The sequence below is a fragment of the Bradyrhizobium sp. USDA 4474 genome (assembly GCF_054057515.1).
This window is the reverse complement of the sequence record NZ_JBSRZJ010000002.1, coordinates 2,291,686-2,318,356: the sequence shown is the minus strand read 5'-3', so window position 1 is coordinate 2,318,356 and position 26,671 is coordinate 2,291,686. Positions and strand designations below refer to the sequence as shown.

The 26,671-nt window shown below is 62.8% G+C and carries 26 protein-coding genes and 1 tRNA gene; 18 read left to right on the top strand and 9 right to left on the bottom strand.

Going from position 1 to position 26,671, the window contains the following annotated elements:
* Window positions 1-41 precede the first annotated feature (41 nt).
* Window positions 42-659 carry a LysE family translocator gene (locus tag ACVW16_RS12690; RefSeq protein WP_456705083.1) on the top strand — a complete coding sequence of 206 codons (618 nt, stop codon included), beginning with the start codon at window positions 42-44 and terminating at the stop codon, window positions 657-659.
* Between the two features lie 43 nt (window positions 660-702).
* On the opposite strand, the gene ACVW16_RS12685 is transcribed toward ACVW16_RS12690, so the two are convergent.
* Window positions 703-1,509 carry an N-formylglutamate amidohydrolase gene (locus ACVW16_RS12685; RefSeq protein WP_456737325.1) on the bottom strand — a complete coding sequence of 269 codons (807 nt, stop codon included), beginning with the start codon at window positions 1,507-1,509 and terminating at the stop codon, window positions 703-705.
* 90 nt (window positions 1,510-1,599) lie between these two features.
* Between ACVW16_RS12685 and ACVW16_RS12680 the strand changes: the two genes are divergently transcribed.
* Window positions 1,600-2,508 (top strand): transglutaminase family protein, encoded by a 909-nt coding sequence (locus ACVW16_RS12680; protein WP_456737326.1) that lies wholly within the window; start codon window positions 1,600-1,602, stop codon window positions 2,506-2,508.
* 46 nt (window positions 2,509-2,554) lie between these two features.
* Window positions 2,555-2,953: a gamma-glutamylcyclotransferase family protein gene (locus ACVW16_RS12675; RefSeq protein ID WP_456699535.1), complete on the top strand. Its 399-nt coding sequence runs from the start codon at window positions 2,555-2,557 to the stop codon at window positions 2,951-2,953.
* A gap of 70 nt (window positions 2,954-3,023) precedes the next feature.
* Here ACVW16_RS12675 and ACVW16_RS12670 read toward each other — a convergent pair whose 3' ends face one another.
* Complete coding sequence (locus tag ACVW16_RS12670; RefSeq protein ID WP_456737327.1) at window positions 3,024-3,587, bottom strand: chlorite dismutase family protein; 564 nt, start codon at window positions 3,585-3,587, stop codon at window positions 3,024-3,026.
* A 162-nt stretch (window positions 3,588-3,749) separates the two neighbouring features.
* Between ACVW16_RS12670 and dnaG the strand changes: the two genes are divergently transcribed.
* Window positions 3,750-5,762 carry a DNA primase gene (dnaG, locus tag ACVW16_RS12665; RefSeq protein ID WP_456738285.1) on the top strand — a complete coding sequence of 671 codons (2,013 nt, stop codon included), beginning with the start codon at window positions 3,750-3,752 and terminating at the stop codon, window positions 5,760-5,762.
* Between the two features lie 373 nt (window positions 5,763-6,135).
* On the top strand, window positions 6,136-8,286 hold the full coding sequence (rpoD, locus tag ACVW16_RS12660) for an RNA polymerase sigma factor RpoD (protein WP_456737328.1): 2,151 nt from the start codon (window positions 6,136-6,138) through the stop codon (window positions 8,284-8,286).
* 93 nt (window positions 8,287-8,379) lie between these two features.
* On the opposite strand, the gene ACVW16_RS12655 is transcribed toward rpoD, so the two are convergent.
* Window positions 8,380-8,838 (bottom strand): ASCH domain-containing protein, encoded by a 459-nt coding sequence (locus tag ACVW16_RS12655; RefSeq protein WP_456737329.1) that lies wholly within the window; start codon window positions 8,836-8,838, stop codon window positions 8,380-8,382.
* A 1-nt stretch (window position 8,839) separates the two neighbouring features.
* Window positions 8,840-10,960: a GNAT family N-acetyltransferase gene (locus ACVW16_RS12650; protein ID WP_456738820.1), complete on the bottom strand. Its 2,121-nt coding sequence runs from the start codon at window positions 10,958-10,960 to the stop codon at window positions 8,840-8,842.
* 103 nt (window positions 10,961-11,063) lie between these two features.
* On the opposite strand from ACVW16_RS12650, the gene ACVW16_RS12645 reads away from it, so the two are divergent.
* Together ACVW16_RS12645 and ACVW16_RS12640 are read left to right on the top strand one after the other, a co-directional pair.
* Window positions 11,064-11,444, top strand: coding sequence for a thiol-disulfide oxidoreductase DCC family protein (locus tag ACVW16_RS12645; RefSeq protein ID WP_456737332.1), 381 nt, complete (start codon window positions 11,064-11,066; stop codon window positions 11,442-11,444).
* Window positions 11,445-11,860: 416 nt separating this feature from the next.
* Window positions 11,861-13,546 (top strand): methyl-accepting chemotaxis protein, encoded by a 1,686-nt coding sequence (locus ACVW16_RS12640; RefSeq protein WP_456699531.1) that lies wholly within the window; start codon window positions 11,861-11,863, stop codon window positions 13,544-13,546.
* 192 nt (window positions 13,547-13,738) lie between these two features.
* Here the strand turns inward: ACVW16_RS12640 and ACVW16_RS12635 are convergent, their stop codons facing one another.
* Together ACVW16_RS12635 and ACVW16_RS12630 are read right to left on the bottom strand one after the other, a co-directional pair.
* Window positions 13,739-13,975: a hypothetical protein gene (locus ACVW16_RS12635; protein ID WP_456737333.1), complete on the bottom strand. Its 237-nt coding sequence runs from the start codon at window positions 13,973-13,975 to the stop codon at window positions 13,739-13,741.
* Window positions 13,976-14,005: 30 nt separating this feature from the next.
* Window positions 14,006-14,299: a hypothetical protein gene (locus tag ACVW16_RS12630; RefSeq protein ID WP_456737334.1), complete on the bottom strand. Its 294-nt coding sequence runs from the start codon at window positions 14,297-14,299 to the stop codon at window positions 14,006-14,008.
* A gap of 451 nt (window positions 14,300-14,750) precedes the next feature.
* Here ACVW16_RS12630 and ACVW16_RS12625 point away from each other — a divergent pair, with 451 nt between their 5' ends.
* From ACVW16_RS12625 to ACVW16_RS12605, 5 genes are all read left to right on the top strand, one after another.
* Window positions 14,751-15,557, top strand: a complete 807-nt coding sequence (locus ACVW16_RS12625; protein ID WP_456737335.1) for a lytic murein transglycosylase — start codon at window positions 14,751-14,753, stop codon at window positions 15,555-15,557.
* Window positions 15,558-15,721: 164 nt separating this feature from the next.
* Complete coding sequence (locus tag ACVW16_RS12620; RefSeq protein WP_456699528.1) at window positions 15,722-16,096, top strand: response regulator; 375 nt, start codon at window positions 15,722-15,724, stop codon at window positions 16,094-16,096.
* 68 nt (window positions 16,097-16,164) lie between these two features.
* Entirely contained in the window at window positions 16,165-16,776 is a 612-nt protein-coding gene (locus ACVW16_RS12615; protein WP_456699527.1) for a LysE family translocator, read from the top strand.
* 589 nt (window positions 16,777-17,365) lie between these two features.
* A complete protein-coding gene (locus ACVW16_RS12610; RefSeq protein ID WP_456705081.1) occupies window positions 17,366-18,577 on the top strand; it encodes a GGDEF domain-containing protein in 1,212 nt (403 codons plus the stop codon).
* Window positions 18,578-18,614: 37 nt separating this feature from the next.
* Window positions 18,615-19,238 (top strand): peptidoglycan recognition protein family protein, encoded by a 624-nt coding sequence (locus tag ACVW16_RS12605; protein WP_456737336.1) that lies wholly within the window; start codon window positions 18,615-18,617, stop codon window positions 19,236-19,238.
* Window positions 19,239-19,248: 10 nt separating this feature from the next.
* On the opposite strand, the gene ACVW16_RS12600 is transcribed toward ACVW16_RS12605, so the two are convergent.
* The 3 genes from ACVW16_RS12600 to ACVW16_RS12590 form a co-directional block, all read right to left on the bottom strand.
* Window positions 19,249-19,590: a hypothetical protein gene (locus ACVW16_RS12600; RefSeq protein ID WP_456737337.1), complete on the bottom strand. Its 342-nt coding sequence runs from the start codon at window positions 19,588-19,590 to the stop codon at window positions 19,249-19,251.
* A gap of 182 nt (window positions 19,591-19,772) precedes the next feature.
* Window positions 19,773-20,672: an RNA polymerase sigma factor RpoH gene (gene rpoH, locus ACVW16_RS12595; RefSeq protein ID WP_456699525.1), complete on the bottom strand. Its 900-nt coding sequence runs from the start codon at window positions 20,670-20,672 to the stop codon at window positions 19,773-19,775.
* A 217-nt stretch (window positions 20,673-20,889) separates the two neighbouring features.
* Window positions 20,890-21,897: an RluA family pseudouridine synthase gene (locus ACVW16_RS12590; protein ID WP_456737338.1), complete on the bottom strand. Its 1,008-nt coding sequence runs from the start codon at window positions 21,895-21,897 to the stop codon at window positions 20,890-20,892.
* On the opposite strand from ACVW16_RS12590, the gene ACVW16_RS12585 reads away from it, so the two are divergent.
* From ACVW16_RS12585 to ACVW16_RS12560, 6 genes are all read left to right on the top strand, one after another.
* On the top strand, window positions 21,896-22,240 hold the full coding sequence (locus ACVW16_RS12585) for a hypothetical protein (RefSeq protein ID WP_456737339.1): 345 nt from the start codon (window positions 21,896-21,898) through the stop codon (window positions 22,238-22,240). The two genes, ACVW16_RS12590 and ACVW16_RS12585, sit on opposite strands and share 2 nt — an antisense overlap.
* A gap of 56 nt (window positions 22,241-22,296) precedes the next feature.
* Window positions 22,297-22,371 (top strand) — tRNA-Glu (locus ACVW16_RS12580).
* Window positions 22,372-22,551: 180 nt separating this feature from the next.
* Window positions 22,552-23,004 (top strand): hypothetical protein, encoded by a 453-nt coding sequence (locus ACVW16_RS12575; RefSeq protein ID WP_456737340.1) that lies wholly within the window; start codon window positions 22,552-22,554, stop codon window positions 23,002-23,004.
* A 94-nt stretch (window positions 23,005-23,098) separates the two neighbouring features.
* Entirely contained in the window at window positions 23,099-24,589 is a 1,491-nt protein-coding gene (locus ACVW16_RS12570) for an amidohydrolase family protein (RefSeq protein WP_456737341.1), read from the top strand.
* Window positions 24,590-24,592: 3 nt separating this feature from the next.
* Window positions 24,593-25,519: a CobW family GTP-binding protein gene (locus ACVW16_RS12565; protein WP_456737342.1), complete on the top strand. Its 927-nt coding sequence runs from the start codon at window positions 24,593-24,595 to the stop codon at window positions 25,517-25,519.
* 74 nt (window positions 25,520-25,593) lie between these two features.
* Window positions 25,594-26,487: an urea carboxylase-associated family protein gene (locus ACVW16_RS12560; protein ID WP_456699520.1), complete on the top strand. Its 894-nt coding sequence runs from the start codon at window positions 25,594-25,596 to the stop codon at window positions 26,485-26,487.
* Window positions 26,488-26,671 lie beyond the last annotated feature (184 nt).

The window sequence follows — 26,671 nt, the reverse complement described above, 5'->3', positions numbered from 1 at the left end:
CATTAATGCAGGCAAATCGCCATCAGCGAGTTCTCCCCATGATGTCCATGCAAGCCTATCTCGCCTTTGTCGCCGCCTGCATTGCGCTCGCGCTGCTGCCGGGGCCGATCGTCACCATCGTCATCGCCAACGGCCTGCGCCACGGCACGCGCGCGGCGCTGACCAACATTCTCGGCGTGCAGATGGGCTTGTTGATCGCGATCGGCGTCCTTGCGGTCGGCCTCACCACGCTGATGGCGACGATGGGCTATTGGTTCAACTGGGTGCGCTTTGCGGGCGCGGCCTACCTGGTCTGGCTCGGCATCAAGCTGATCCGCTCTCCGGTCGAGGGCGTCTCCGTTGATGAGCCGCCGCCGCCGCCTCGAGGTGGCTTTCTCTTGCAGGGCTTTGTCGTGGCGTTGTCGAACCCGAAGCTGCTGGTGTTCTTCGGCGCATTCATTCCGCAGTTCATGGACATGAGCAAGGATCAGCTGTCGCAGGTCCTGGTGCTCGGGATCACCTTCATGGTGCTTGCCGGCATGACGGACGGGATCTATGCGCTGCTCGCCGGTCAAGTCCGCGGCTTTTTCTCGGCCCGCCGTACCCGCATGGTGTCGCGCGTCTCCGGCGGCTTCATGATCGGCGGCGGCATCTGGCTGGCGCTGATCCGGGCCAGATGAGCAAGGGCAAGTAAGCTGTCGCGCCATCAGGACGGCGCGGCGGCTAGCCGGCCAACAGCCCCGGCTTCAGCTCCGTCTCGATCTCCGCAAAAATCCGCGCCAGGCGTTCGGCCCATTGCTGCTGGCCGGATTGATTGGCGATCAGATCCTGGCGGATCTCGATGCCGGTGTTGACGAGACCTCTCGCCTCGCCGTGAACGGGGATCGTGTAGTCGGTGAGATCGCTTGCCGCATAGGGCTCGTTGTCGCCGACGACGAGGTCGCCCTCGCTACGCAGATGTTTCAGCAGGAGTTTGGGCAGCACGGTGTCGCGGTTGTAGAGGGCGCCGATGTGCCAGGGCCGCGCGACGCCGGCATAAACGGGCGTAAAGCTGTGCAGCGACACCAGCACCGTCGGCCGCTTGTCACGCAGGCGGCTGTCGATCACAGCGTCGATGCGCTGATGATAGGGATCGAAGATCTCGCGCCGGCGTGCCGTGCGCTCGCTCTCGGAAATGCCTTCGTTGCGCGGGATCGCCGTCGCCTCCGATATCACGGGAATCGAGCTCGCCACGCCGGGCGGGCGGTTGCAGTCGATCACGAGGCGCGAATAGCGCTGCGCGATCAGATGCGCGTCGAGCATGTTGGCCATCCGTTCGGCGACGCCGGCGATGCCGATGTCCCAGCCGATATGCCGCGATAGCTCGCTTTCCGATATACCGAGATCGCCGAGCGCGCGCGGTAGAATGCGGCCGTAATGGTCCGATGTGAGCAGGAAGGGCGATGTCCCCTCCGCATTCACCTCATGCACTGGCGGAATATCGCCTTCTCCAAGGAGTTGATCCGCAGCCCCGGCTGTGTTGAAAGCCATCCTGATTGCCTATCGATAAAGCAGTCGCCCCGGACATCGGGCATACGATCGACAACTCGGTCTGCCCAACATCACCATGATCTGCCGACGATGCCGCTGCTGACGATTCATCACAAGACCGAATATCGCTACACCAGTCCCGTGGCTTTCGGCGAGCACAGGTTTATGCTGCGTCCAAGCGACGGCCATGATCTGCGCGTGCTCGACTCCAGGCTGAAGATCTCGCCCGAGCCGATGTCGTTGCGCTGGATTCACGACGTATTCGGCAATTCCGTCGCGATCGCCGATTTCGACGCGCGCGCGGATCGTCTGGTTTTCGACTGGCATGTCACCGTCGCGCACAATCCGGTCGAAGACTTCGCGCTGACGCCTGACGATCCCGCCTATTTCTATCCGTTCGTCTATGACGATGCGGAATTGCCCGATCTCGTCCAGTACATCACGCCGCAATACGGCGATCCCGAGGGCAAGATCGCGGCATGGGCGCGCAGCTTCGTCGATGAGGATGTGCCGTCGCCGACGTTCGCGATCCTGAGCCGCATCACCCACGCCATCCGCAAGCAGTTCGAATACCGCAGGCGTCACGAGCCGGGCACGCAGGCCCCGTGCGATACGTTGCGATGGGGCACCGGCACCTGTCGCGATTACGCGCTGTTCATGATCGAGGCGCTGCGCCGGCTCGGCATCGCCGCGCGCTTCGTCTCCGGCTACGTCTTCGTGCCCGATGACATCGCGCAGCGCCATGTCGGCGGCGGCTCGACCCATGCATGGGTGCAGGTCTATTTGCCAAGCGCGGGCTGGATCGAGTTCGATCCGACCAACGGCATCGTCGGCACCCGCGATCTCATCCGCGTCGCGGTGGCGCGCGACCCGCGCCAGGCGATCCCGCTGCACGGCGTCTATATCGGCGCCCGGGACGCTTTCGATGTCATGGAGGTGAGCGTCCGGGTGGTCTCGGCCGCGGAGCGCAGCGAGGAGCTGGAAGCGGCGGCTCTCTAGATGGAGCTGCTCGCAAGGACGGCCTGGAGAGTCTATAGAACCGCCCATGACCTCCGATCGTCTCTTCGTCTACGGCACCCTGATGCGCGGCTTCGATCATCCGATGGCGCGGCTGTTGGCGCAGCATGCGGATTTTCTGGGCGAGGCGAGCTGCCGTGGCCGGCTCGTTCTGGTGAAGCATTATCCGGGACTGCTGCTGTCCGACGCGCCGACCGAGCGCGCGTACGGTGAGCTCTTCCGCCTGCGTGCGGGGGATGAGCTCCTGCGCGAGCTCGACATGTACGAGGCCTGCGGCGAGGGCTTTCCGGAGCCGACGGAATATCTGCGCATGCTGATCGACGTGACCGGCGCCGATGGCGCCACGGAGAAGGCTTGGACCTATGTCTACAACTGGCCGGTGATCGGCCTGCCGCCCATCGCCTCCGGCCGCTTTCTGGAGCACTAACAGCTTCTGTCTTCACCTCGCCCCGCATGCGGGGAGAGGTCGGATTGCATCGAAGATGCAATCTCGATCATCAAGCCGACAACACTTCCTTCACGACGCGCACATCGACCTCGCGTTCGACATAGCTCCATTCCTCGGTCTGCCTGAGCATCTCCACCAGCTCCTCGAACAGCGAGGCGTGCGCGGGCGCGAATTCGAACCAGGTCAGGAAATCGAAGGGCTCGCCGAGATCGCGGCAGTGATAGAGCTGGCGCGCGATGGCGGGCAGGAAGCGAAGGCTGCTCGCGATGTGGTGCGACTTGTCTTCGAATATCTTGCGCCGCTCTTCCTGCGTCAGCCCCCACCACGCCTGCGATTTGCGGATCGGGATCAGTGCCGCGCAGGTCGCCTCCCACCGGCCGAGGCCGGCCTGCACGCTCTCGAGCTGCTGCTTCTCGGGCCGTTCGGTGTAGCGCAAGTTGCTCGGTGCCCCGACCAGGCGCCACGCATTGCGCGAGGGCACCAGCGGCAGCGCGACGGCGTCGCCGTCGATCACCGACAGCGCCGGCATGAAAGGCAGGGGCTCGCCCGCGACAGGCGAGATCGAGGTCACGCGCCAGCCCCCGCTCTGGCCGCCCCGAAAGGTCCTGAACATGACCCATGGAAGCGTGGAACCGGACGGGGTTCAAGCCTTTCCACACCCTGTGCATAGGTCGAATAATCCGGATAACCCGCGCAAACCTGACTTCTGGGCTGGCCGCACCTATATCCCTGATCCCTTCGCCCGACTCACTCTGGATTGCGCTACACCATGGCCGTGCGCTTCACGCCCCAATTCCTCGACGAGCTGCGTGCCCGGCTTTCGGTCTCCGAAGTCGTGGGCAAGCGCGTCAAGCTGAAGAAGGCGGGGCGGGAGTGGAAGGGGCTCTCGCCGTTCCAGCAGGAGAAGACACCGTCCTTCTACGTCAACGACCAGAAGGGTTTTTACCACGACTTCTCCTCCGGCAAGCACGGCGACATCATCAGCTTCGTGATGGAGACCGACGGCCTGCCGTTCGCCGAAGCGGTCGAGCGGCTCGCCGGCATGGCGGGCCTGCCGCTGCCCGCGGTGACGCCGGATGCCGCCCGCCACGAGCAGCGCCGCCGCACCCTGCATGACGTCATGGAGCTCGCCGCCAAGTTCTTTTCGGAGACGCTGGCCTCGCGCGTCGGTGCGAAGGCGCGGGGCTATCTCGCCGATCGCGCCATCTCGCCGGCGACGCAATTGCAGTTTCGTCTCGGCTATGCGCCGCCGCCGCCCGAGCGCTTCGCGCTGAAGGAGCATCTCGGCAAGCTCGGCGTCTCCGTCGAGGACATGGTCGAGACCGGCCTGTTGATCGGCGGCGACGACGTTCCCGTGCCCTACGATCGCTTCCGCGATCGCGTGATGTTTCCGATCACGGACATCCGCGGCCGCGTCATCGCCTTCGGCGGACGCGCGCTGGAGAAGGACGTTCCGGCCAAATACCTGAATTCGCCGGAGACGCCGCTCTTCCACAAGGGCGACAATCTCTACAATCACCAGACCGCGCGCAAAGCCACCCATGACGGCAGCGCGCTGATAGTGGTCGAAGGCTATGTCGACGTCATCGCCATGGTCACCGCGGGTTTTCCGGGCGCCGTCGCGCCGCTCGGCACTGCGTTGACGGAAAGCCAGCTCGCGCTGCTCTGGAAGATGGCGGACGAGCCGATCCTCTGCTTCGACGGCGACCGCGCCGGACAGAAGGCGGCCTATCGTGCTGCCGACCTTGCCTTGCCGTTTCTCGCGCCAGGCAAGAGCCTGCGTTTTGCGCTGCTTCCCGAGGGGCAGGACCCCGACGATCTCGCACGCTCCGGCGGTCGCGGCGCGATCGAGGAGGTGATCGCGGCGGCGCGTCCGCTCGCCGACATGCTGTGGTCGCGCGAGCTCGAAGGCGGCAATTTCGCAACGCCCGAGCGCCGCGCCGCGCTGGAAGCGCGCATCAGGGACTTGTCCAACGGCATCCGCGACGAGGTTGTCAGGCGCTATTATCGCGACGATTTCGTCGAGCGGCTGCAGCGCACCTTCGCCCCCGATGGCGGCCGCGGCGGCTTTGCCGGCAGGGGCAATTTCCGCCAAAGCGGCGGTCGTCCCTTCCCGCCCCGCGGCGGGGGAGCGAATCGATTCGGCAACCAAGGTTTCGGCGGAGGCCGCCGCGGCGCGCCCGGCCCGATCCCGCTGCCGTCAGGTCCCTACCAGGCGGCAAGCCCCCAGCTCGCGGCCAGCCCGATCATGCGCGGCCAAAGGAGTGCAATCTCCCGCCGGGAGGCCCTGATCCTGCAATCCCTGATCAACCACCCCTGGCTGCTGCACGATCACCTCGAAGAGGTGGCCGCCCTGGAGCTCGCCCATCCCGAGGCCCATAAGCTGCGGGCCGCCATCATCGCCGCTTTTGCCAACGACCATCACCATTCCCCCGACCCCGGCGAGCAGGCCGAGAAAATGCGCGGCGACCTCGAAAGGGGCGGGTTTTCTCAGGTTCTTCAAAGGGTTGAAGGCGGCATCACCACCGCGGCGGTGTGGGGCGCGCGCGAGGGCGCGGCGCGGGATGACGTTCTTGCGACCTGGCACCAGCTGGTTGCCTTGCATCGGCAATACCATTCACTACTTAGGGAGCTGAAGGACGCCGAGCTGGCCTTGGGGGAGGACCCCAGCGAGGCCAATTTGGCGTGGCTGCGTGACGTCAAGGCCCGACTGGCCGAGGTCGACGGTACCGAGGCCCTGATCGAGGGTTTTGGCGAGCTGTCGGGCCGGTTCCAGAAGAGCGTGTGATGAAAGATTCATGCGGACGGCTGGGGTAGGTACCGCTAAAAGACTCGCCAAATCCGAGGTTTGGCTGCAAAAACAGGGTTAATCGAGGCTTAACGGTCTTGTAGCACTTTGGCCACCAGGCGGCCGCAGGCAGAACAGACGCGTCAGGAATGAATCCGCGCAATCGCTGTTGGCACTTCACCTGCATCCGCTGCGACAAAGAGGCTCACGAAGCGTTAGGCAAATCCGGCGAGAGAGAGGTCGGGGTGGCGAGAGATGTGCGCGCCGCCCTTTCCGTGTCGAGATCTGGCGAAGCGAGAGCGTCGAGCAACAGGTTCAAGTGATTTCACGCGGGCGCGCGCACGTCTGCATGAAACGCGTTTAGGAGCAATGGATGGCCATCAAGGCAAAGACGCTGCAGGCGAAGGACAAGGAAAAGGACGACAAGGCAGCGGACGCGCCGGAGAAGGACTCCCAGGACGCGCCCTCGCCCTTGCTCGATCTGTCCGATGCGGCAGTGAAGAAGATGATCAAGCAGGCCAAGAAGCGCGGCTTCGTGACCTTCGATCAGCTCAACGAGGTTTTGCCGTCCGACCAGACCTCGCCCGAGCAGATCGAGGACATCATGTCCATGCTCTCGGACATGGGCATCAACGTCACCGAAGCCGACGATTCTGAAGGCGAGGAAGAGAAGGACGAGGGCGAGGACGAGACCGACAACGAGCTCGTCGAGGTCACGCAAAAGGCCGTCACCGAGGTCAAGAAGAGCGAGCCGGGCGAGCGCACCGACGATCCCGTGCGCATGTATCTGCGCGAGATGGGCACGGTCGAGCTGCTCTCCCGCGAAGGCGAAATCGCGATTGCCAAGCGCATCGAGGCCGGCCGCGAGGCGATGATCGCGGGCCTCTGCGAAAGCCCGCTGACCTTCCAGGCCATCATCATCTGGCGCGACGAATTGAACGAAGGAAAGATCTTCCTTCGCGACATCATCGATCTCGAAGCCACCTATGCCGGTCCCGATGCCAAGGCCGGCATGAACACTGCGATGATCGCGGGTCCGGTCGGTGAGAACGGCGAAGCGCCGGCCGAGGGCGAGGCCGCAGCCGCCGGTGCGCCCGCGCATGTCGCGCCGCCCGCGGCTCCGCCGTCGCCGACCCCGTTCCGCGCCGCGCAGCCCGCCGCCGGCGGTCCCGGTGGCGAGGACAAGGATCCGGGCGAAGCCGCCGCCGAAGCCGACATGGACGAGGACGACGAGTTCGAGAACCAGATGTCGCTCGCGGCGATCGAGGCCGAGCTCAAGCCGAAGGTCGTCGAGATCTTCGACAGGATCGCCGAGAGCTACAAGAAGCTGCGCAAGCTTCAGGAGCAGGACATCCAGAACCAGCTCGAGAGCACCTCGCACGGTCCCTCGCTGTCGCCGCACCAGGAGCGCAAGTACCGCAAGCTCAAGGACGAGATCATCGTCGAGGTGAAGTCGCTGCGCCTCAACCAGGCCCGTATCGACAGCCTCGTCGAGCAGCTCTACGACATCAACAAGCGCCTCGTTTCGCATGAGGGCCGCCTGATGCGCCTCGCCGACAGCCACGGCGTCGCGCGCGAGGACTTCCTGCGCAACTACACCGGCTCGGAGCTCGATCCGCGCTGGCTCAACCGCGTCTCGAAACTCTCGGCCAAGGGCTGGAAGAACTTCGTCCACCACGAGAAGGACCGCATCAAGGATCTCCGTCACGAGGTGCATCAGCTCGCGGCGCTGACGGGCCTCGAGATCGTCGAGTTCCGCAAGATCGTGCACTCCGTGCAGAAGGGCGAGCGCGAGGCACGCCAGGCCAAGAAGGAGATGGTGGAAGCCAACCTCCGTCTCGTGATCTCGATCGCGAAGAAATACACCAACCGCGGCCTGCAATTCCTCGACCTGATCCAGGAAGGCAATATCGGCCTGATGAAGGCAGTCGACAAGTTCGAATACCGCCGCGGCTACAAGTTCTCGACCTACGCCACGTGGTGGATCCGGCAGGCGATCACGCGCTCGATCGCCGACCAGGCCCGCACCATCCGCATCCCCGTGCACATGATCGAGACGATCAACAAGATCGTGCGCACGTCGAGGCAAATGCTCAATGAAATCGGCCGCGAGCCGACCCCGGAAGAGCTCGCCGAAAAGCTCGGCATGCCGCTCGAAAAGGTCCGCAAGGTCCTCAAGATCGCCAAGGAGCCGCTCTCGCTCGAAACCCCTGTGGGTGACGAGGAGGATTCACACCTCGGCGACTTCATCGAGGACAAGAACGCGATCCTGCCGATCGACGCCGCGATCCAGTCGAACCTGCGCGAAACCACCACGCGCGTGCTCGCCTCGCTCACCCCGCGCGAAGAGCGCGTGCTCCGCATGCGCTTCGGCATCGGCATGAACACCGACCACACGCTGGAAGAAGTGGGCCAGCAGTTCTCGGTGACGCGCGAACGTATTCGTCAGATCGAAGCGAAGGCGCTGCGGAAGCTGAAGCACCCGTCAAGGTCGCGGAAGCTGCGGAGCTTCTTGGATAACTAAATTCGGATTGGGGCCTGATCTGGCTCCTCCAGACCAAAACGGCGGGCCGAAAGCCCGCCGTTTTTTGTCGTGCCTACTAGGTATCGCCGGCACTCAGACAAAGAGGTTCATCGGTTCTTCTATCGGCCTATACTTTCGATGCGAAAGACGCATCGATTTTCTTGCGCCATTCAGGTGGCAATAGAATTGGGGCGGATGAAAATTGCCGATAGCCTCTCGAATCTTCGCAAGCGGCAAGACCGCTTCCATTTCCATCACGTCTGCAAGAACCAAACCATACGCGATCTTACAGCCCTGGAAGTATGTCTCGAATTCCTCTCTTGATACTCCGGTCTTGCTTCCCAGCTTTTGCCAGAGCTGCGATGGGGGCACGGCCTCTATTCGGTCCAAGCGTGCGTAACCTCGAATTGCCGCAGTTGGAGTCGTTTCATAAATCCAGACGCGCGAGCCAGGCCTTACATTGAAGCGCCTCTTTCTCAGTTCGACCGTCTTTGCTCCGTCGAAAATGCGATCTGCATGTCGCGGCTTCAACGAAATCAAAATCTCGTCCACCTCATGCATCGGAAATACCGGCGTGAACAATTAAAGCTAACTGTTTGGCTGTTATGGGCGTCGCAGAAACAAAATTCGCTCCGCTGACGCAACCTAACTCTTGCAATTTTCTAAATGAGACGGGTTTGTGCAGTATGACGAGATTGTCAAAAGTTGTTGCAAGAATCCTATCGGACTTCGTCAGGGCTTTAATATCGTCGACCACGCCGCCTCGCTGAAGGAGTTCCGGAGCGTTGTTTGAGGGTGTCGATGTCACATCCACAATCCGTCCGAGAGCAACGATCGCCCCGCGTCCTTTGCCGCTTCCTGAGGACTCGTAGAACGCGATAACTGATCCTCGAATCATAGCACGCGCGGCTCTTGTTGTGTTGAAATAAGTCCGGCGCGACAAGAACTGCGCCTCGGGGACATCCAGAAACGAATACTGAGCGTCAGTGCCGAGAAGATCGGCGGCAAAGGCAGGTGTAATGGGAACAACGACCGCTTTGCGCTGAGGGAGAGCCAGCAAGACTGGAGATAGAAGGGTCTCGAGTTCGAAAAGCTCCATTGTCTTGCGTGTCCCGCTCGTTGAAACGGTCACTTCCGGTTTGGCATACCTGGGGCACTTCTCCTGAATAGTCATGCCTGAAAGGCGCTCAATGACTAATCTGGCATTGCTCCACGTTGCGTCGGTGATGGCTCTTCCCAACGAAACCTTGAAGAGACCTGATTGCCCGCGCGTCTGCTGAAAGCCATGTCCTAGAGCAATCCTTCGTGTGATTGGCTGGGACGAATTGTCCATTAATAGGAGACTGCATGCTCCTTTTGCAGAACAATGTTGAATCTGTTCGGAGATGAGAAAGTCTGCGATTGTGGACGAAAACGGATGCTCTTGATGAACGCAGACGACACTGTGGGATGGTCGCTCCAAAGCCGGAGCAGGATCCAAGAGGCTGGCTCCAACCAAGCCTTTATTGTCGAAAATTGCTAAGCGTCGGCATCTAGAAGTATCGACGTATCCTTCAAGTGAGATGCCTTGATGCCTAAGGAACGTCGTCATTTCCTCAAGAGTCGGTGTCTGGATACGAAAGCTCTTCGTCGATTTATATGCTGTGGGAGCGCTCTCATCAGGCAAATCGAGAAGGTGAACGAACTCTGACAGGCCTATTACGTCTAAGCTGAAATTCTTCATTAGACGATCGCGAGCGGCCAACACCTTCGCATCGCTTGTTATGTAGCCGGAGACGCCTGCTGCCACGGCGTGAGCCAAATGCAGGATATCTGACTCGTCCGTAGGTTTCAGGCGTCCTGCGGTTGACCTCTCCGGGAAAACGATGGAGCCAATGTGAGGCTTCAAAGCTTCGATCTTTGATTTATCCTCTGTGGTCAGTGTTGGAATTGTCTTCGCTAATGACAGAATTGGATCATTGGTTGGATTGCTCGATTTTCGTTTGAGTTCAGCGAAAAGCTCGGGGCTCGCCGCAATCCTGATCTGATGCTTGAGCGCGGCTTCAAATACCGCGGTGGCGTTCAGCGAGCGGGCTCGATCCTTCACAGCGTCAAAGAAGACATTTAGGTCAATCGCATAGATGGGGACTTCAGGGGATCTCTTTCGTGGAAGCATCTCGACGGTATTAACCGCTTTTGAACCCACCATGTAAGAGATCAGACTCGGCGTATCGAGCTGAAGTATCCGCACATTGATCTTCCTCCCTCGAGTCTTGCCGCCGGCCTTAAGGCGGGACGAAATGAACCCATGCTTCTCGTAAAACGAATTCGCCCCCATTAAGTCCGTGGCAACGTTCGCTACGATATTCAGATAACCCTCATGCTCTCCCTGAGCGATAAGCGTTCTGAGCAACGTGCTTGCGTGTTGCTGGCGTCGATAATCAAGGGCTACTGTAATTTGTCGGACGCGCAGGATTGGAAAAATCCCGCCGAAAAGCAGGTGACCGGCATAAGAAGTTTTGCCTCCGTCCTGCACGACCAAAAGTATCAGCTTGCGCTGTCGGGCGGCCTCGGCGTACGCGGGTTGTGGTAGAAAGCCAAGTGCGTCACGCTCACTGTCTGCTTGGGCGCTAACGAAATCTAAGAAGGGGGCGATATCTGAATAGTCTCGTCGAATGAAAAAACGTTTGGCCATAAATGTGCTACCTCGCGTTGAGATGTTATCCCCTGTTTCCTGTTGATTGGCAAGGAATCTGGCTGATGGCTTGGGCCTCGACTTCGCGAAGATCTATGTTTCGATGATGCCACCCCACCTCACCGTCTGGTACAACACCCGCTGCCCCGTCTGCGACGCCGGCATCGACTGGCAGCGCAACAAGCTGCTGGCGCTGGTGCGGGCGGGCACGATCGAATTCAGGGACATCAACGAGCAGCCCGATGCGCTGGCGCGGTTTGGCGCTTCGCTCGACGACATCAGGCGCCGCCTGCATGCAACCGATGAGGCCGGACGGCTCATCGTCGGCGCGGATGTTGCGATTGCGCTGTGGCGGATGACACCGGGCGAGGGGTGGCTTGCGACGCTGTCAGGCAATCGCGTGGCGCTGCCGGTCGCGCGGTTCGTCTACGACCGGTTTGCCGATCTGCTGTTTGCCTGGAACAGATGGCGCGGGCGCTGGTGAGCGTGCGGCTGGAGCATCGCGGCTTTGGATTGAGTCGATAGGCCGGCCGCGGATCCTGACGCCTCTCCCCAGCGGGGAGAGGTCGATTTGCGCTCGCGATGCGAAGCATCGTCGCGTGCAAATCGGGTGAGGGGGCTAGCCAACGTGAGACCGTAAACTCTCACCCGCCGCGCGGGACGATGCTTCGCATCGCCCGGGACGAGCGGGCAGCCTCGGGGCCAGAACGCGACTTTGATCTCATTGCGGCTGCAAGAGGCAGGTGACCAAAGGGGAGCAGGTCGCCTCGCCAGGCGTTCCAACGGTTGCTTAGAAAAACGTCATTTGCTTAAAATTAATGCTAAGATTTACCTGAACTCAAGAAAGACAGCTTAGGGTGGCTCATAATTGTGCAGATTCAACCCCCGTAGGTCAGTTTCATGCGCCTCTCAGACATTTCGGTCCGAAGCAAGGTTCTCTTAGCATTCTCCATCGTACTGCTCACGGCGCTAGGGCTAGGCGCCTTCGCCATTGATCGACTTGCGTCAGTGAATGATTCCGCTGCCGAAGTTCGCGACAACTGGCTGCCGGCGACGGGATGGCTTGGCTCGCTCTCCAGATCCGCCGAGCAACTGCGGGCCCGCCAGGGGCAGTTGGTCCTCGCGTCAAGTGCAAGCGAGGTGGCTCGCACGGAAGGCCTGATAGGAGAGACGCTCCAGGAATTCGACCAGGTCTGGAAGAAATACGAGCCAACGGTCACGACATCGGCCGAACTGGCTATCGTGGAGCCCCTCAAAAGGGCCTGGGCGACCTATCTGCAAGACAGCAAGCAGCTCGCCGAGCTGGCGAGGAAGAGTCGGGATGAGGCCGCGCAATTCTATCTCGGCAAGCTCAATGAGGATTTCAGGGCCGTCCGCAAGGGATTCTCTGATGATCTCGCCTTCAATGTGGATGCGGGCAAGAAAGAAGCGGACAAGGGCGCCGACGTTTACCGCTCTGCTCGGACGTGGATTTTGGGCGCGTTGGCACTAGCCGCCACGCTTTGCGCTCTGATGGGATACCTGATCATCACCAGCATCTCGAAACCAATCGTGGCGATGACAGACGTCATGAGGCGACTGGCAGGCGGCGACCGGGCCGTTGCAATCGACGGCGCCGACCGCAAGGACGAGATTGGCAAGATGGCCGGTGCGGTTCAGGTTTTCAAGGACAACGCGATTGAGACTGAACGAATGCGGGATGCACAGGCCGAGGCGGAGAAGTCGGCGGCCGAGCAGCGCAAGCGCGACATGCGCAAGTTGGCTGACGCTTTTGAAAGCGCCGTTGGCGAAATCGTCGAGACCGTCTCCACAGCTTCGACCGAGCTTGAAGCTTCCGCCTCAACGTTGACAAGAACTGCCGAGCGATCGCAGAAATTGACGACGATGGTTGCGTCTGCCTCCGAAGAAGCCTCCACAAATGTGCAGTCCGTTGCTTCGGCAAGTGAAGAACTGTCATCCTCAATCAATGAAATAGGCCGACAAGTTCAGGAGTCTGCGCGAGTCGCCAATGAGGCCGTGCAGCAGGCTCGGGCCACCAATGAACGCGTCGGCACGCTGTCGAAAGCCGCATCTCGTATCGGCGACGTCGTGGAATTGATCAACACAATCGCGGGCCAAACCAATCTGCTCGCGCTGAATGCTACCATTGAGGCAGCACGCGCGGGCGATGCCGGACGCGGCTTTGCTGTTGTGGCCTCCGAGGTAAAAGCGCTTGCGGAACAGACTGCAAAGGCGACTGGAGAAATCGGTCAGCAAATTACGTCCATCCAGGGCGCAACTGACGAATCGGTTGCCGCGATCCGGCAAATCAGCGGAACTATCGAGCGGCTTTCCGAAATCTCATCGACTATTGCTGCGGCGGTTGAAGAGCAAGGTGCTGCCACGCAGGAAATTTCGCGGAACGTGCAGCACGCCGCTGAGGGCACGCACAGTGTCTCGACCCACATCACCGACGTGCAGCAAGGGGCGAACGAAACAGGTTCGGCGTCGTCTCAGCTGTTGTCGGCTGCCCAGTCGCTCTCGCATGACAGCAATCGGCTGAAGCTGGAGGTCGGCAGATTCCTAAGTTCAGTTCGGGCGGCTTAGGGACATGAACCCTCGTTACACTCCATAGCGGCCGGCTCCAGAGTCCGGTGTGGGTCAAAAATGCGAAAGAACTCAGGTTGAGCAAATCCGGTCTGCTCGGCCGTCCATCTCTACAAGCGCGTCTATGGATTTCGTTACATCAAGTGCGGATCGGCCTAGCTTAACCCGCAATGAGGCGGATAGGGCCGAAGCCTACTTCTTCTTCGCCCCGACCCGCTCGATCCGCTCGATCTCAAGGGCCGGTCGTCCGCTCTTTTCCGCGATCTCGCGGTCCTGCTCCATGATGTAGTTGCGCGCGGGTTCGTCGCCGTCGAGGCCGCCGAGCAGCTCGGAGGGCACGCGGCGGTTGGAGCGTTGGGAGCCGTCTTCGTAGACGACGTTGAAAAAGGCGAACTCGCCCTTCGGATTGGTTCCGGGTTTTTTGGCCATGGCGGCTTGTCGTCGATCAGGGCGCCGCAGTCAAATGACTTCGCGCGGATGTCGGAATCCGCGTTGCGGCAGACGCGCCGGTGGGCTGGCCGTGCAACCGCCTGATCGCGCTTGTTTTTGGGAGCGGCCGAACGTGCCGCGATCGGCCTTCACCTCGATAAACGGCGGGCCATAAAGCCCGCCGTTTATTTCGGTCGTCGGCGTCGCCCGGGGCTGGCAGGGCAACAACCTGAGATAGAAGAATATCGCTTGCGCTGTGGCATGGCAAGGCAAATCGGCGTGGCCATGATGTCGCAGCGGCGCATCAGATGCGGCAGATGTCATGGTGGGTTCCCGCAATTTCGAAAAGCAGATGTTCGAGATGTCGAAATCGTTTGTTCATCCTGCCGCGCTCTGGAGGCGCAGCGAGAAGGCGCGGGTGGTGGCCGGGACTTGCGTTGCGGGGCCACGACCATGCGCAGCGGAATCCCCGTGTCGTCGGTATGATGGTGGATGCACGATGCTGTTCCGGACGCGGCGCGGGCAGGCGCCAACGCCGGAGTCTGCGATGCCAGCACAATACCGCTGTTTTGCCCGACGGGTCAAGCGTGATTCGGAAAAAGCGCAGGCGCTGATCTGTCGTGCTCCTACTGTGCATGGGGTTGTTTTTCGGCTTTGGTTTCGGCGTCGTTGATCGCGGGCATCAGATATGATCGGTCCTGTGTCGCTTTGACGCGACTCCCGTTCCCGGGCATGATCACCAGCTGTTCACGCCCGCGCATGAGGAATTTTCGGCATGTTGAGATCGCTTGTCGCCGCCGCCGCCGTCGTTTGTCTCGTCGGCGGGCCGGCCGAGGCCGCACGTTGCGGCGGCGACTTCAACAGCTTCGTCGCCGGCATGGCTGCGGAGGCGCAGGCCGCCGGCGTCTCGGCGGGCGTGACCAGCGCGGCATTCAACGGCATCACCCAGGATGGCGCCGTGCTCGCCTTCGACCGCCGCCAGCGCTACACCTTCAACAAGAGCTTCGAGCAGTATGTCTCGACCCGCGTCGGCGCCGGCCGCATCAATGGCGGTCGCGCGCTGCTGCAGCGCCATGCCGCGCTGCTCTCGCGCATCGAGCAGCAGTTCGGCGTGCCCCGGCAGATCCTGGTTGCGATCTGGGGGCTGGAGAGCGATTTCGGCAAGGGCGACATGGGCAAGCTGCCGGTGATCCGCACACTGACGACGCTCGCGCATGATTGCCGCCGCACCGAGCTGTTCCAGGGCGAGCTGCTCGCCGCGCTCAAGATCGTGCAGCGCGGCGACCTGCCGCTGCGCGATCTGATCGGCGCCTATGCCGGCGAGATCGGCCAGACCCAGTTCCTGCCGTCGTCCTACATCAAATACGGCGTCGATTTCGACGGCGACGGCCATGTCGATCTCCGCCACAGCGTCGCCGACGTGCTCGCCTCGACCGCGAACCTGCTGCACACGAACGGCTTCAAGATGGGCCAGCCCTATGGGGAAGGCTCCGCCAATTTCGAAGCGATGCGAGAGTGGAACAGGGCGGTGATCTATCGCAAGACGATCGGGTATTTTGCCGACCGGCTGATGGGGCAGTAACAGATGTCGGCGCACGACCGAGCCGATCATCGTGATTGATGCCTGCCGTCAAGGCCGCGCTGGGAACCAGGATTTACTTTTCTTCGGATTGGAACCGAACCATATCGCACCTTCCGTCCTTAACCCACCACACTTACGAGGATGCGAACATCTGGAGCAGCCCCATGGGACAGGCACAACCATTTCAAGCGACCGCGTTGATCGTTGAGGACGACGCCAAACAGCGGGAGATGCTGTGTCTCCTCCTCGAGGAAAGCGGGTATCAGGTCATCCAGTGCGAAAGCGCGGAAGCCGCCGAGCTCGTGCTGGACAAGAACGCCGGCGCGCTCTGCCTGATGCTGACCGACGTGCAGCTCGCCGGCCGCATGAGCGGCGTCGAGCTGGCCCACGTCGCCAAGGGGCGCAATCCGAAGCTCGATGTCGTCGTCACCTCGGGCCGTCCTCTGGTCCAGCCATTGCCCGACGGCGCCAAGTTCTGGGCCAAGCCCTGGGCGCCGCTCGACGTGCTGCGGGAAGCCGAGATCGCCCAGCTGAACTGAGGCGTGTTCGCGCCTCGCTGACCGCGTCGTGACTTCTCCGTAAGCGCCGTGAATGATAAGGACGAGGCATGTCCTGGTCCTTCCTGCTCACCTCGCTGATCGTCGTCGCATCGCCCGGCACCGGCGTGCTCTATACGCTGGCTGCGGCGTTGACGCGCGGCTCCCGCGCCAGCATGGCCGCAGCGTTCGGCTGCACGCTCGGGATCGTGCCGCACATCTGTGCTGCGATGCTTGGCTTGGCCGCCGTGCTGCACACCAGTGCGCTCGCCTTCGCTGCCCTGAAATGGTGCGGCGTCGCTTATCTGCTCTACATGTCCTGGCAGGCGCTGCGTGAAACCGGTGCGCTTGCGGTCGATGCTGGGATCAAGGAGCGTTCGAGCGGCCGCGTCATCGTCACGGGCTTTCTGATCAACATTCTCAACCCGAAGCTCTCGATCTTCTTCCTCGCCTTCCTGCCGCAGTTCATCGCGGTGGACGAGACGCATGTGCTGGCGCGGATGCTGGAATTGAGCGGCGCCTTCATGGCCATGACCTTCGTGGTGTTCGTCATCTACGGTGTCTGCGCGGCATCCGTGCGCGAGCGCGTCATTTCCCGTCCCGCCGTGATGGCCTGGCTGCGCCGCTCGTTTGCGGCCGGTTTCGCGCTGCTGGGTGCCAAGCTCGCCTTCGCCGAGCGGTAACCAATAAAAAAGCGGGCCTCGCGCCCGCCATGTTCAAATTCTCTCAGCCTTGCCCGACGCCCGGGCGGAGCACGCTCCACCCGGGCAAATAATTGCTGTGCTACTTCTTCTTCGCGGCCTTCTTGGCCTTTTTCTTCGTCGCCTTCTTCGCCTTCTTCGCTTTCTTAGCCATAGTATCCTCTCAAGGGTTCATGGTTAAACGCGACACGAGGAACGCTCGGCGGAGGGCCAGCCTCGCAACATCCTCGATGACAAACTCAGCAGATTCGCGCGGCGCTGCCCCGTCCTGTCACATCTGCGTCATCCGCTTATCCACAGCTCAGATGCGTTTTCAGGTGATTTTAGCCGGCGAATCCGCATCGCGAGGCGCGGTGACCCGACCGCGCATCGAGTGATCGGACGTGCCTAACGATCCGATAATCGAGAGGCGGCGTTCATGAATCCAAAACCAAAGGCGCGCTTTCGACGATCGCAGTGAGGTTCCGTTAAGTGCAACCCGCGCATGATCCTCCGCAAGAACACGGGGACGGGTCATGGACGAACTTCTGCCGGTGACGGGGGGCGGGACGATGTGCGCGCCGCGCGCGCCATGCTGAACGTACCAACGCTTTGGATGGTGTTCGTCGTCAACTTCTCGGCGCTCGGCCTGATCTGGGCTTATGTGACGCGCTCCTATCCGAAATTCGAGGCGGCGCGGTACTGGATGGCGTCGGCATTCGTCGGTGCGGCCGGCGCGATGACGGCGCTGATCCGCCTGTTCATCGATTCTCCGCTGCCGCTTCTGTTTGGCGCTGCAGGCATCATCGCGGCGAGTTGCCTCGCCGCCATGGGCATTCAACGTTTCTATGACCGGCCGGTCCATCTGCGCCTCATGGCCGTGACTGCAATCGCGAGCCTCGCCGGCGTCGCGCTGTTCAAGATCGGCTTCGACCAGCTGCAGCTGCGCATGCTCAGCTACACGGTCGGGCAGGGCTTGCCGCTGGTGCTGTCACTGCGTCTGCTGCTGTCGCCGCCGGAAGGCCGCGCCAGCCCGGGTGCCCGGTTGTCCGGTATCGTCATTCTCACGATCATTGCGATCTTCGTGGCGCGTGCGGTCGGCAATTCGCTAGGCGGCGATTTCTCGGCCGTCGCGGGCAGCCAGGCCCATGCCGTCATGGTGCTGGTGCTGCTGTTCCTGACCATGACGCTCAATTTCGGCTTCCTGCTGATGGCAATGGACCGCTTGCGCAACGAGGTTGCCGACCTCGCTCTGCTCGACGATCTCACCGGCGTCGCCAACCGTCGGCATCTGTTGCAGCGCCTGTCCGAGGAATGCGCCCGTTCGGAGCGCAGCGGCGAGCCGTTTTCGCTGCTGGTGATCGACCTCGACGGCTTCAAGACCATCAACGACACCTATGGCCACGCGGCCGGTGATGCCTGTCTCCAGCATTTCACCCTGATGGCGCAGACGCGCTTGCGGCCCGGCGATATGCTCGCGCGCACCGGTGGCGACGAGTTTTGCGTCGTGCTGCCGTCCTCCTCCTTGCGCGAGGGGGCGCTGATCGCCCGCCGTATCCTCGATGTCTGCCGCCAGGACGCCGCCGGCTGCACCGGCAACGACATCCCGATCGCGATCTCGATCGGCGTTGCGGAATGGGACCGCGGCATCAGCCAATTCCCGGACAGGCTGATCGCTCACGCCGATCATGCGCTCTACGACGCCAAGAAAAACGGCAAGAACGATTTTGCGATCTACGATCCGGCCCCTCCGCTCTCGCCCGAACCGGCCTGTGACGTCGAGGTCTCGCGCAAAATCGCGTAAACCCTGCTAGGTTGGGGTTCGTTGTTGGACCCCTCTGATGATGCCTCGCCTGCTCGCCGCGGTATTCGCCGCCCTCGTTCTGATCGCCCCCGCCGATGCAATTGACGCCGAACTCGCCAGGCTCGCGCGTAGCACCGGCACGCCCGACTTTCCCGGACTGAAGATCGTCTGGCTTTCGCCGTGGGGCGATGTCGCGAGCGCGCATGCCTGGCGCAACATCATCGTTCACCAGACCGAGGGGCCGACGGGCTCGGCGCGTGGCGGCGCCGAGGCGCAGTCGAAGAATCCGACCAAGCGCGGCGTAATGGTCTGGGTCGAGACCGACGGCACGGTCTACTGGTCGGTCGCGGACAATCTGGTGCCGACCCACACCGACGGCGCCAACCGCAACGACAACAAATACATCGACAACAGCGTGACCTATCATCAGGTCGTGCGCGACAATTCGATCGGCGTCGAGTTCGCCGGCAACTATCCGGATGTGACGATCGGCCCGACCGCGGCCCAGGTCGCGGCCTGGAAGATCCTGGTCCAGGTCTTGCGCGCGCGCTACGGCATCCCGCTCGACCACGTCTATGCCCACAACTGGATCGACTACAAGGACGCCCGCTATTGCGAAGGCTGCTGGCTCGCGACGCTGGCGAGGACCTGGGGGGAGTAACGACAGCGCGTCATACCGGCTGCGTCATCCAGCCGAACATGCGCCGGATCGATCCTGCCTGCCGGGGCAATTCCGGCGGGCCGCCCGAGGCCAGCACGCGATTGAGGAAGTAATCCGGGAACACCATGTCGTTCGGCTCGGTGACGGTGAATTCTTCCTCGCCGAAGGAGACGCAGTAATTAAAGAAGAACGGCTCCATGATGGGAATCGTCGAGGTCGAGGCATGGTCCCTGGAGATCACGAACTCGCCGGGCTCGAGCCCGCGATCGCGCATGGCCTGCTCGAGCAGCGGCAGCTTGCGCATGAACTGGGCGGAAAAGCCGCCGACGGTGGATTGCAGGATGATCGACACGGCGTGTGTCCGTTCTGCGAATATGGCTTGGTCATTGGTCGGCTGCCCCGTCGCTTACGTTCAAGACGCCGGCGTGTCCCGCGAACAAGCCGCAGCTCGTCACACACGACAAAAAAGCCGGCGTTGCCGCCGGCTTTCCTGTCTCGTCGATCCGCCAATATCTGGCGCTCGAAAAGCCACGCTCAATGCGCGGCTTCCAGCGCGGCCTGTTCGGCCTTTGCAATTGTGCCCTTGACTGCGGACTGCACCTTCTCGAAGGCGCGGACCTCGATCTGGCGGACGCGCTCGCGCGACACGCCAAACTCGGCGGCAAGGTCTTCCAGCGTCATCGGCTCATCGGCGAGGCGACGGGCCTCGAAGATGCGGCGTTCGCGCGGGTTGAGCACGCCCATGGCGCCGTTCAGGGCGTCGCGGCGTTCGTCATATTCCTCGTGCTCGGCCAGCATGGCTTCCTGGTTGGGCGAATTGTCGACCAGCCAGTCCTGCCATTCGCCGGCTTCGCCGTCGTCGCGGATCGGTGCGTTGAGCGACGCGTCGCCACCGAGGCGGCGGTTCATGTCGATCACGTCCTGATCCGTGACGCCGAGGCGCTTGGCAATGACCCTCACCTGGTCGGGGCGAAGATCGCCCTCATCCAGCGCGTTGATCTTGCTCTTCGCCTTGCGCAGGTTGAAGAACAGCTTCTTCTGGTTCGCGGTGGTGCCCATTTTTACGAGCGACCAGGAACGCAGGATGTACTCTTGAATCGACGCCTTGATCCACCACATCGCGTAGGTGGCGAGACGAAAGCCCTTCTCGGGCTCGAAACGCTTCACCGCCTGCATCAGGCCGACGTTGCCTTCCGAGACGACCTCGGAGATCGGCAAGCCGTAGCCGCGGTAGCCCATGGCGATCTTGGCCACGAGCCGGAGATGGCTGGTGACGAGTTGGTGTGCAGCGTCGCGATCATCGTGTTCACGCCAGCGCTTGGCGAGCATGTATTCCTGCTGGGGTTCCAGCATCGGGAACTTGCGGATTTCGCCGAGGTAGCGAGAAAGGCCGGATTCTCCGTTAAGGACCGGCAAAGCAGCGGTACGGGCCATGTTGAAGCCCTCCAAGGTTCAGGCCCCCGATAGCGGCGGGCCAGGCAGACGACCGCTTGGTTAAAGCCGGTCGTAGCTGCGATGTTCCAGTTGGTCACTTCCAACGCAGGCGCAATATACTCCATGAGGGGACAAAAAGGGAAGGATTGCTGACGTCACGTCCCCGTGTGGCAGCTATAACTTTTTGTAAGGTAAGGACTTTCTCAAAGTCCCTGCGTCATAGCGCCGCTTTCAGGACGCTTTCCAGGAGAAGCAAATCCTCCGGCAAGCCGGCCTCCCAGTGAAGAAGTTCTCCGTTTCGGGGGTGCTCTAGTACCAGCAAATAAGCATGCAAGGCTTGTCGTCCAAGCGCCGTCAGGGCCCCTTGCGACTCCTGGCCCAGCTGGTTCGCCTTGGTCTTGAAATGCGGGCCATAGACGGCGTCGCCCATCAGGGGATGGCCGATATGGGCGAGGTGGACGCGGATCTGGTGGGTCCTTCCGGTCTCGAGCTCGCATGCGAGCAGCGCCGCGACCGGCTTGCCATCGCGCCCGGTAAAACTCTGCAAAAGCTCCCAATGCGTCACCGCTTCGCGGCCGCCCTGCCGCACCGCCATCTTTTCCCGCGCATGGGGATGGCGGTCGATCGGCGCATCGATGGTGCCGCGATGGCGGCCGGGCAGCCCCCAGGCGAACGCCATATAGCCTCGCCGCATTGGCCCGGTGCGACCATGGTCGGCGAATTGGGCGGTGAGCGAGGCGTGCGCGAGATCGTTCTTGGCGACCACCATCAGCCCGGTCGTGTCTTTGTCGAGCCGGTGCACGATGCCGGGCCGGCGCACACCGCCGATCCCGGACAGCGAGGTACCGCAATGGGCGATCAGCGCGTTCACCAACGTGCCGGTCTCGTGGCCGGCGGCTGGGTGCACCACCAGCCCCTTCGGCTTGTTGATGACGACGATGTCGTCGTCCTCGAACACGATATCGAGGGCGATATCCTCGCCCTTCGGCTCCGGCGGGGCTGCCTCCGGCACGTGGATTATGATCGTATCGCCTGAACTGACGTGATAAGCGGGGTCGCGGACCTCGGCGGCCTTCAGGCTCACGGCGCCCGCCAAAATCAGGGCTTTCAGCCTTGATCGCGACAGGTCGGGAAGGCGCGCCGCCAGCACGCGGTCGAGCCGGGCCGAGCCCTCGTCGCCCTCGACCACGACTTCCAACCTTTGCGCAGAGCCAAAACTTTCCATGACGACGTCTGATACCGCTGTTCCCGAACCGAGCCCCGAGCAGGCCGCGCTGTTTGCGCGGGTGCGGCGGATGATGCTGATCGCGGGGTTGACCTCGGCGCTGGCCATCTGCGCCGTCCTGATCGCGGTGGGCTACCGCCTTTTTAAGTCGGAGGGAAGGGCGCCTGATGCCGGGAGCGACGTCACCGCGACGCTGCCGAAGGGGGCCAAAATCGTCTCCACCGGGATTGCCGGCGATCGCCTGTTGGTCACGCTCGATATCGGCGGCGTCATCGAGATCCGCGCCTTCGACGCCCACACCTTGAGGCCGGCCGGAAAGCTGAAATTTGCCAATGAGCCGTAAAACGGCAGTTCGGTCCTTGCAGCGGACAAATTTCGAGGCTATTGGCTAGCCCTCACGCTCCCTTCGTCTAGCGGTTAGGACGCGGCCCTCTCAAGGCTGAAACAGGGGTTCGATTCCCCTAGGGAGCGCCATTTTCGAGAACGCGTCTCGCGCGTGACTCAGCGGGGCCGACGCCACTGTTCGGCAGTCAGAGCCTCCATCCGGCGAACAAGCCACACTCGGATCCTCGCCGGACATCGTGCCGGGGGTAGCGTCGCCCGCACTGAACTGCTGATCAGTCCTGCATCTGTCCGGAGCACGGAGCCGACCGCGTGAATGGCTTCATGACGATCAATCCCCTCTGCCATCAGTCGCTCCACCGTGCCTCGCACTGGCAACTCGGCATCGGCAATCTGGCTCTCGACGATGGCGTAAAACTTCGCGTGCGCTTCCGCCCTCGGCAAGCGGATCCCGGCGCGGCGATGGTGATCCATCGCGGCGTCGAAGGGTTCCTGCTCGTCCGGTGCAAGCCCTTGATTGGGATCTGGCTTCGGACGCACGAACGTTTCCGGTGGCAGCCTCCGCAGCCACAACGGCAGATCAGCAAGCTCTGTGACTTGCGCGAGCGCGGCACCGTGGACGCAATGGCGTGCGCAGGATCACGCCTGGCTTGCGGAACGGTCAGCGCGAAGAGCAGAGCCGGAGCCCCCGGCCACGACATGCCGCAATCTGCATCCTGTCTCGGCTTCAGCGGTGGTGGTGGTCCACCAGAGAATCTGCCTTGATGCGCATCGGACGTGCGCGATGCGCCCGGTCTCCGCCTCCGAAGCTGCTGCCGGGCCTTTGGGGGCATTGGCATGAGCTTGGCGGAGTGACGGTATGAGCGGTTTGGTGATCTCTGGCGGCCGGGTGGTGGATCCCGCGAGCGGAATGGACTCCGTTGGCGATGTGGCGGTGGTGGACGGCAAGATCGCCGCGGTCGGCTCCTCGCTCGGCGGCGCCGAGCGCGTGATCGACGCGACCGGGCTGGTGGTGGCGCCCGGCTTCATCGATTTGCACGCCCATGGCCAGTCGATCCCCGCCGACCGCATGCAGGCGTTCGATGGCGTGACGACGACGCTCGATCTCGAAGCCGGCGTGCTGCCGGTCGGCTCCTGGTACGAGCGCCAGGCGCGGCGAGGCCGGGTACTGAACTACGGCGCCGCCACCAATTGGGCGTTTGCGCGCATCGGCGCGATGACGGGCTCCAACGTGGAAAGTTCGCTCGAGGCATTCGGCAACGCCATGCGCGACCGCCGCTGGATGGACAATATCGCGACGGATGCGGAACTCGCCGGAATCATCGAGCGGCTCGCGCGCGGCCTGAAGGAGGGCGGCATCGGCATCGGCATCTTGAACGCCTATGCGCCGGGCGCCGGTGTGCAGGAGTTGACCGCGGTGTGCCAGCTCGCCGCAAAGCACAACGTGCCGACCTTCACCCACGTGGCCTACATGGCGCGCATCGACCCAGAGAGTGCCGTGGAGGCCTATATCCGCCTGATCGGCTATGCCGGTGCGACCGGCGCGCACATGCACATCTGCCATTTCAATTCGTCGAGCAAGACCGACATCGCGCGCTGCCGCGTGCTGATCGAAAAGGCGCAGGCGCAGGGCCTGCCGATCACGGTGGAGGCCTATCCTTACGGCACCGGCTCGACCGTACTGGCGGCTGCCTTTTTCAGCGATCCCCAATTCGTCGAGCGCAATGGCACGGCTTACGATTCCGTGCAGCGCGTCACCGACGGCCATCGCTTCCACGACCGTGAGGAGCTGCTCAAGGCCCAGGCCGAAGAGCCGTCCTCACTGGTGCTCTGGCACATTCTCGACACCGAGAACAATTCGCACCATCGCGAACTCCTCGACATGTCGGTGCTCTATCCCGGCGGCGCGATCGCATCCGACGCGATGCCGTGGACCCTGTCGGACGGCACCACCTACAAGGGCGACGCCTGGCCGTTGCCCGACGATGCCACCTCGCATCCGCGCTCGGCCGGCTGCTTCACGAAATTCATCCGCGAATGGGTGCGCGAGCGCAAGGCGATCTCGCTTTTGGAGGGCCTGCGCAAATGCGCGCTGATCCCGGCGGAGATACTGTCGCAGAGCACGCCCGCGATGCGAGCCAAGGGCCGGCTTGCCAAGGACGCCGATGCCGACATCGTCGTGTTCGACTACGAGAAGCTCTCGGATCGCGCGACCTTCGCCGCGATGAACCGTCCGTCGGAAGGCGTCCGGCATCTCGTCGTCAGCGGCCAGGTGCTGATCGAGGACGGGGTGCTTGATGTCGCGGCGCGGCCGGGCCGGCCGGTGCGCCGTCCTGTCGTCGGAAGCTGATCCATGCCGGTCCCTGTTCTCCTGGTGACGGGCTTTTTGGGGGCGGGCAAGACCACGGTCGTCAATCATCTGCTCGCGAATGCGGACGGGCGGCGGATCGCGGCCATCGTCAACGATTTCGGCGCCATCAACATCGACGCGGAGTTGATCGCAGGCGCGGGTGACGGGGTGGTCAGCCTTGCCAACGGCTGCATCTGCTGCTCGCTCCAGAGCGACCTGTTGCGCACGCTGTCGACGCTGCTGCGGCGTGATCCGAGACCCGAGTACATCGTCATCGAAACCAGCGGGGTTGCCGATCCCGCCGACATCGTCCGCAATCTGATGGACCCCGTGATCCTGCGCGAGGCACCGTTGGAAACCGTGCTTTGCGTCATGGACGCGGCGACGCCGCCGGCGGCCCTGGAGGATGCGCTGCAGCGCTCGCAGCTGCGCGTCGCCGATATCGTGGCGTTGAGCAAGCTGGATCTGGCGGACCAAGGCGCAGGCATGCGAATGCGCGAGGTCATCCGCGCGCAGCGCGTCCCGGCCGTGGTTGTCGACGCCAGGCACGGCGAGATCCCATCCGCGCTGCTGTTTCCTGCGAGCGATCGCGCGCCCGTGCCGCGCGAGCCGGGACCGAAGCGCCCGGCGGAAGAACGCTTCGAGACGCTGAGCTGGACCGCGGACCGGCCACTCTCGCTGCGGCGCCTGCAGCAGGCCATCAACGAGCTCGCGCCGAAGCTGGCGCGCGCAAAGGGCCTGTTCGAGACGATCGAGCAACCCGGGCGTCAGATGGTGTTCCAGTTTGCCGGCGGCCGCGCGACACTGGCGCCGGGTGACGCGCCTGCGGCGGGCGTGCCGCGCGCGCGGATCGTCTTCATCGCCGAGCTCGGGGTGCTCTCGAAGGCCGAGCTGGACGAACTCATGGACGGGTGTGTTGCTTCAGGTTGAAGTGGGGCGATAGAGTCATCGCGCCCAACGTCAGCCGCCGGCTGTCGCGTTGCTGTGTGAATCCGAGGCCAACGATGCCCCTGAATAGCTCACCCGTCCCTGCCGACGCCGCCTTACGCCGCGCTGCCAAGCCGGCCATCGTCTATCCCGCCGGGACAATGCCCGGGCCCGACATGGCCAGGCTCGAATCGGCGCGGCGGACCATGGTCAAGACGCACGAGCTCATCGTGCCGCCACGCGATGCTCGCGCCTTTCGTGTGGCGCGCGGCCGGTTCTTCCGCATCGTCGGCATCGAAGGTCCCCAGGTCGGCGATCTCAATCTCTGGAACGCGGATGATCTCGCCGAGCGCTTCTTCAGCGGCAAGACGCGCGCGCTTCACGGCACCCATGTCGGCCTCGGTGACCGGCTCTGGAGCACGATGCCTTATCTGCGGCCGATCGCGACCATCAGTCACGACACGTTGGGCTGGTACGGTTTCGATGCCGATGGAGCCGGCATTCACGACGTCATCGGTACGCGCTGCGATCCCTACACCAATCTCCTGTTGAATGGCGCGGCCTACGATTTCTGTTGCCACTCCAACCTGTCGCGCGCGCTTGCCGCCGAATTGAACGTCGATCCCGCCGCGGCGGAGCACCATGTCCACGACGTGCTCAACGTCTTCATGTGCACCGGCTTCACTCACGACACGCACCAGTACTTCATGAAGGCCAGTCCGGTCCGGCCCGGCGACTTCATCGAGTTCTTCGCGGAGATCGACCTGCTCGGAGCGTTGTCGGCCTGTCCCGGCGGGGATTGCAGCGCGACCCATTCCAGCGATGTTGCGGCGTGTCATCCGCTCAAGATCGAAATCTTCGAGCCGGATGCAGCGACACTGAAGGGCTGGCCCTGGCCGGCGCCGAGTGCGTATCACCGTCACCACGGCGTGCGCGCGCAGGCGGGCAGCGCCGAACCGGATCGCGGCTGACCCAGAAGCTGCAATCGCTCGAGGTCAGCGCCTTCGTGGCGGGCGTGCGGCCGGCCTGACGCGCAAGCCTGTTCGGCATTTTTCCGCGTCACGGCATCGCCCTCGAGGCGGACGAACTGTTTGTCTTGACATGACGTTCGCCGTGCTCGACGTGTAATGAGGTCGGTCAAAGGCACATCTGTGC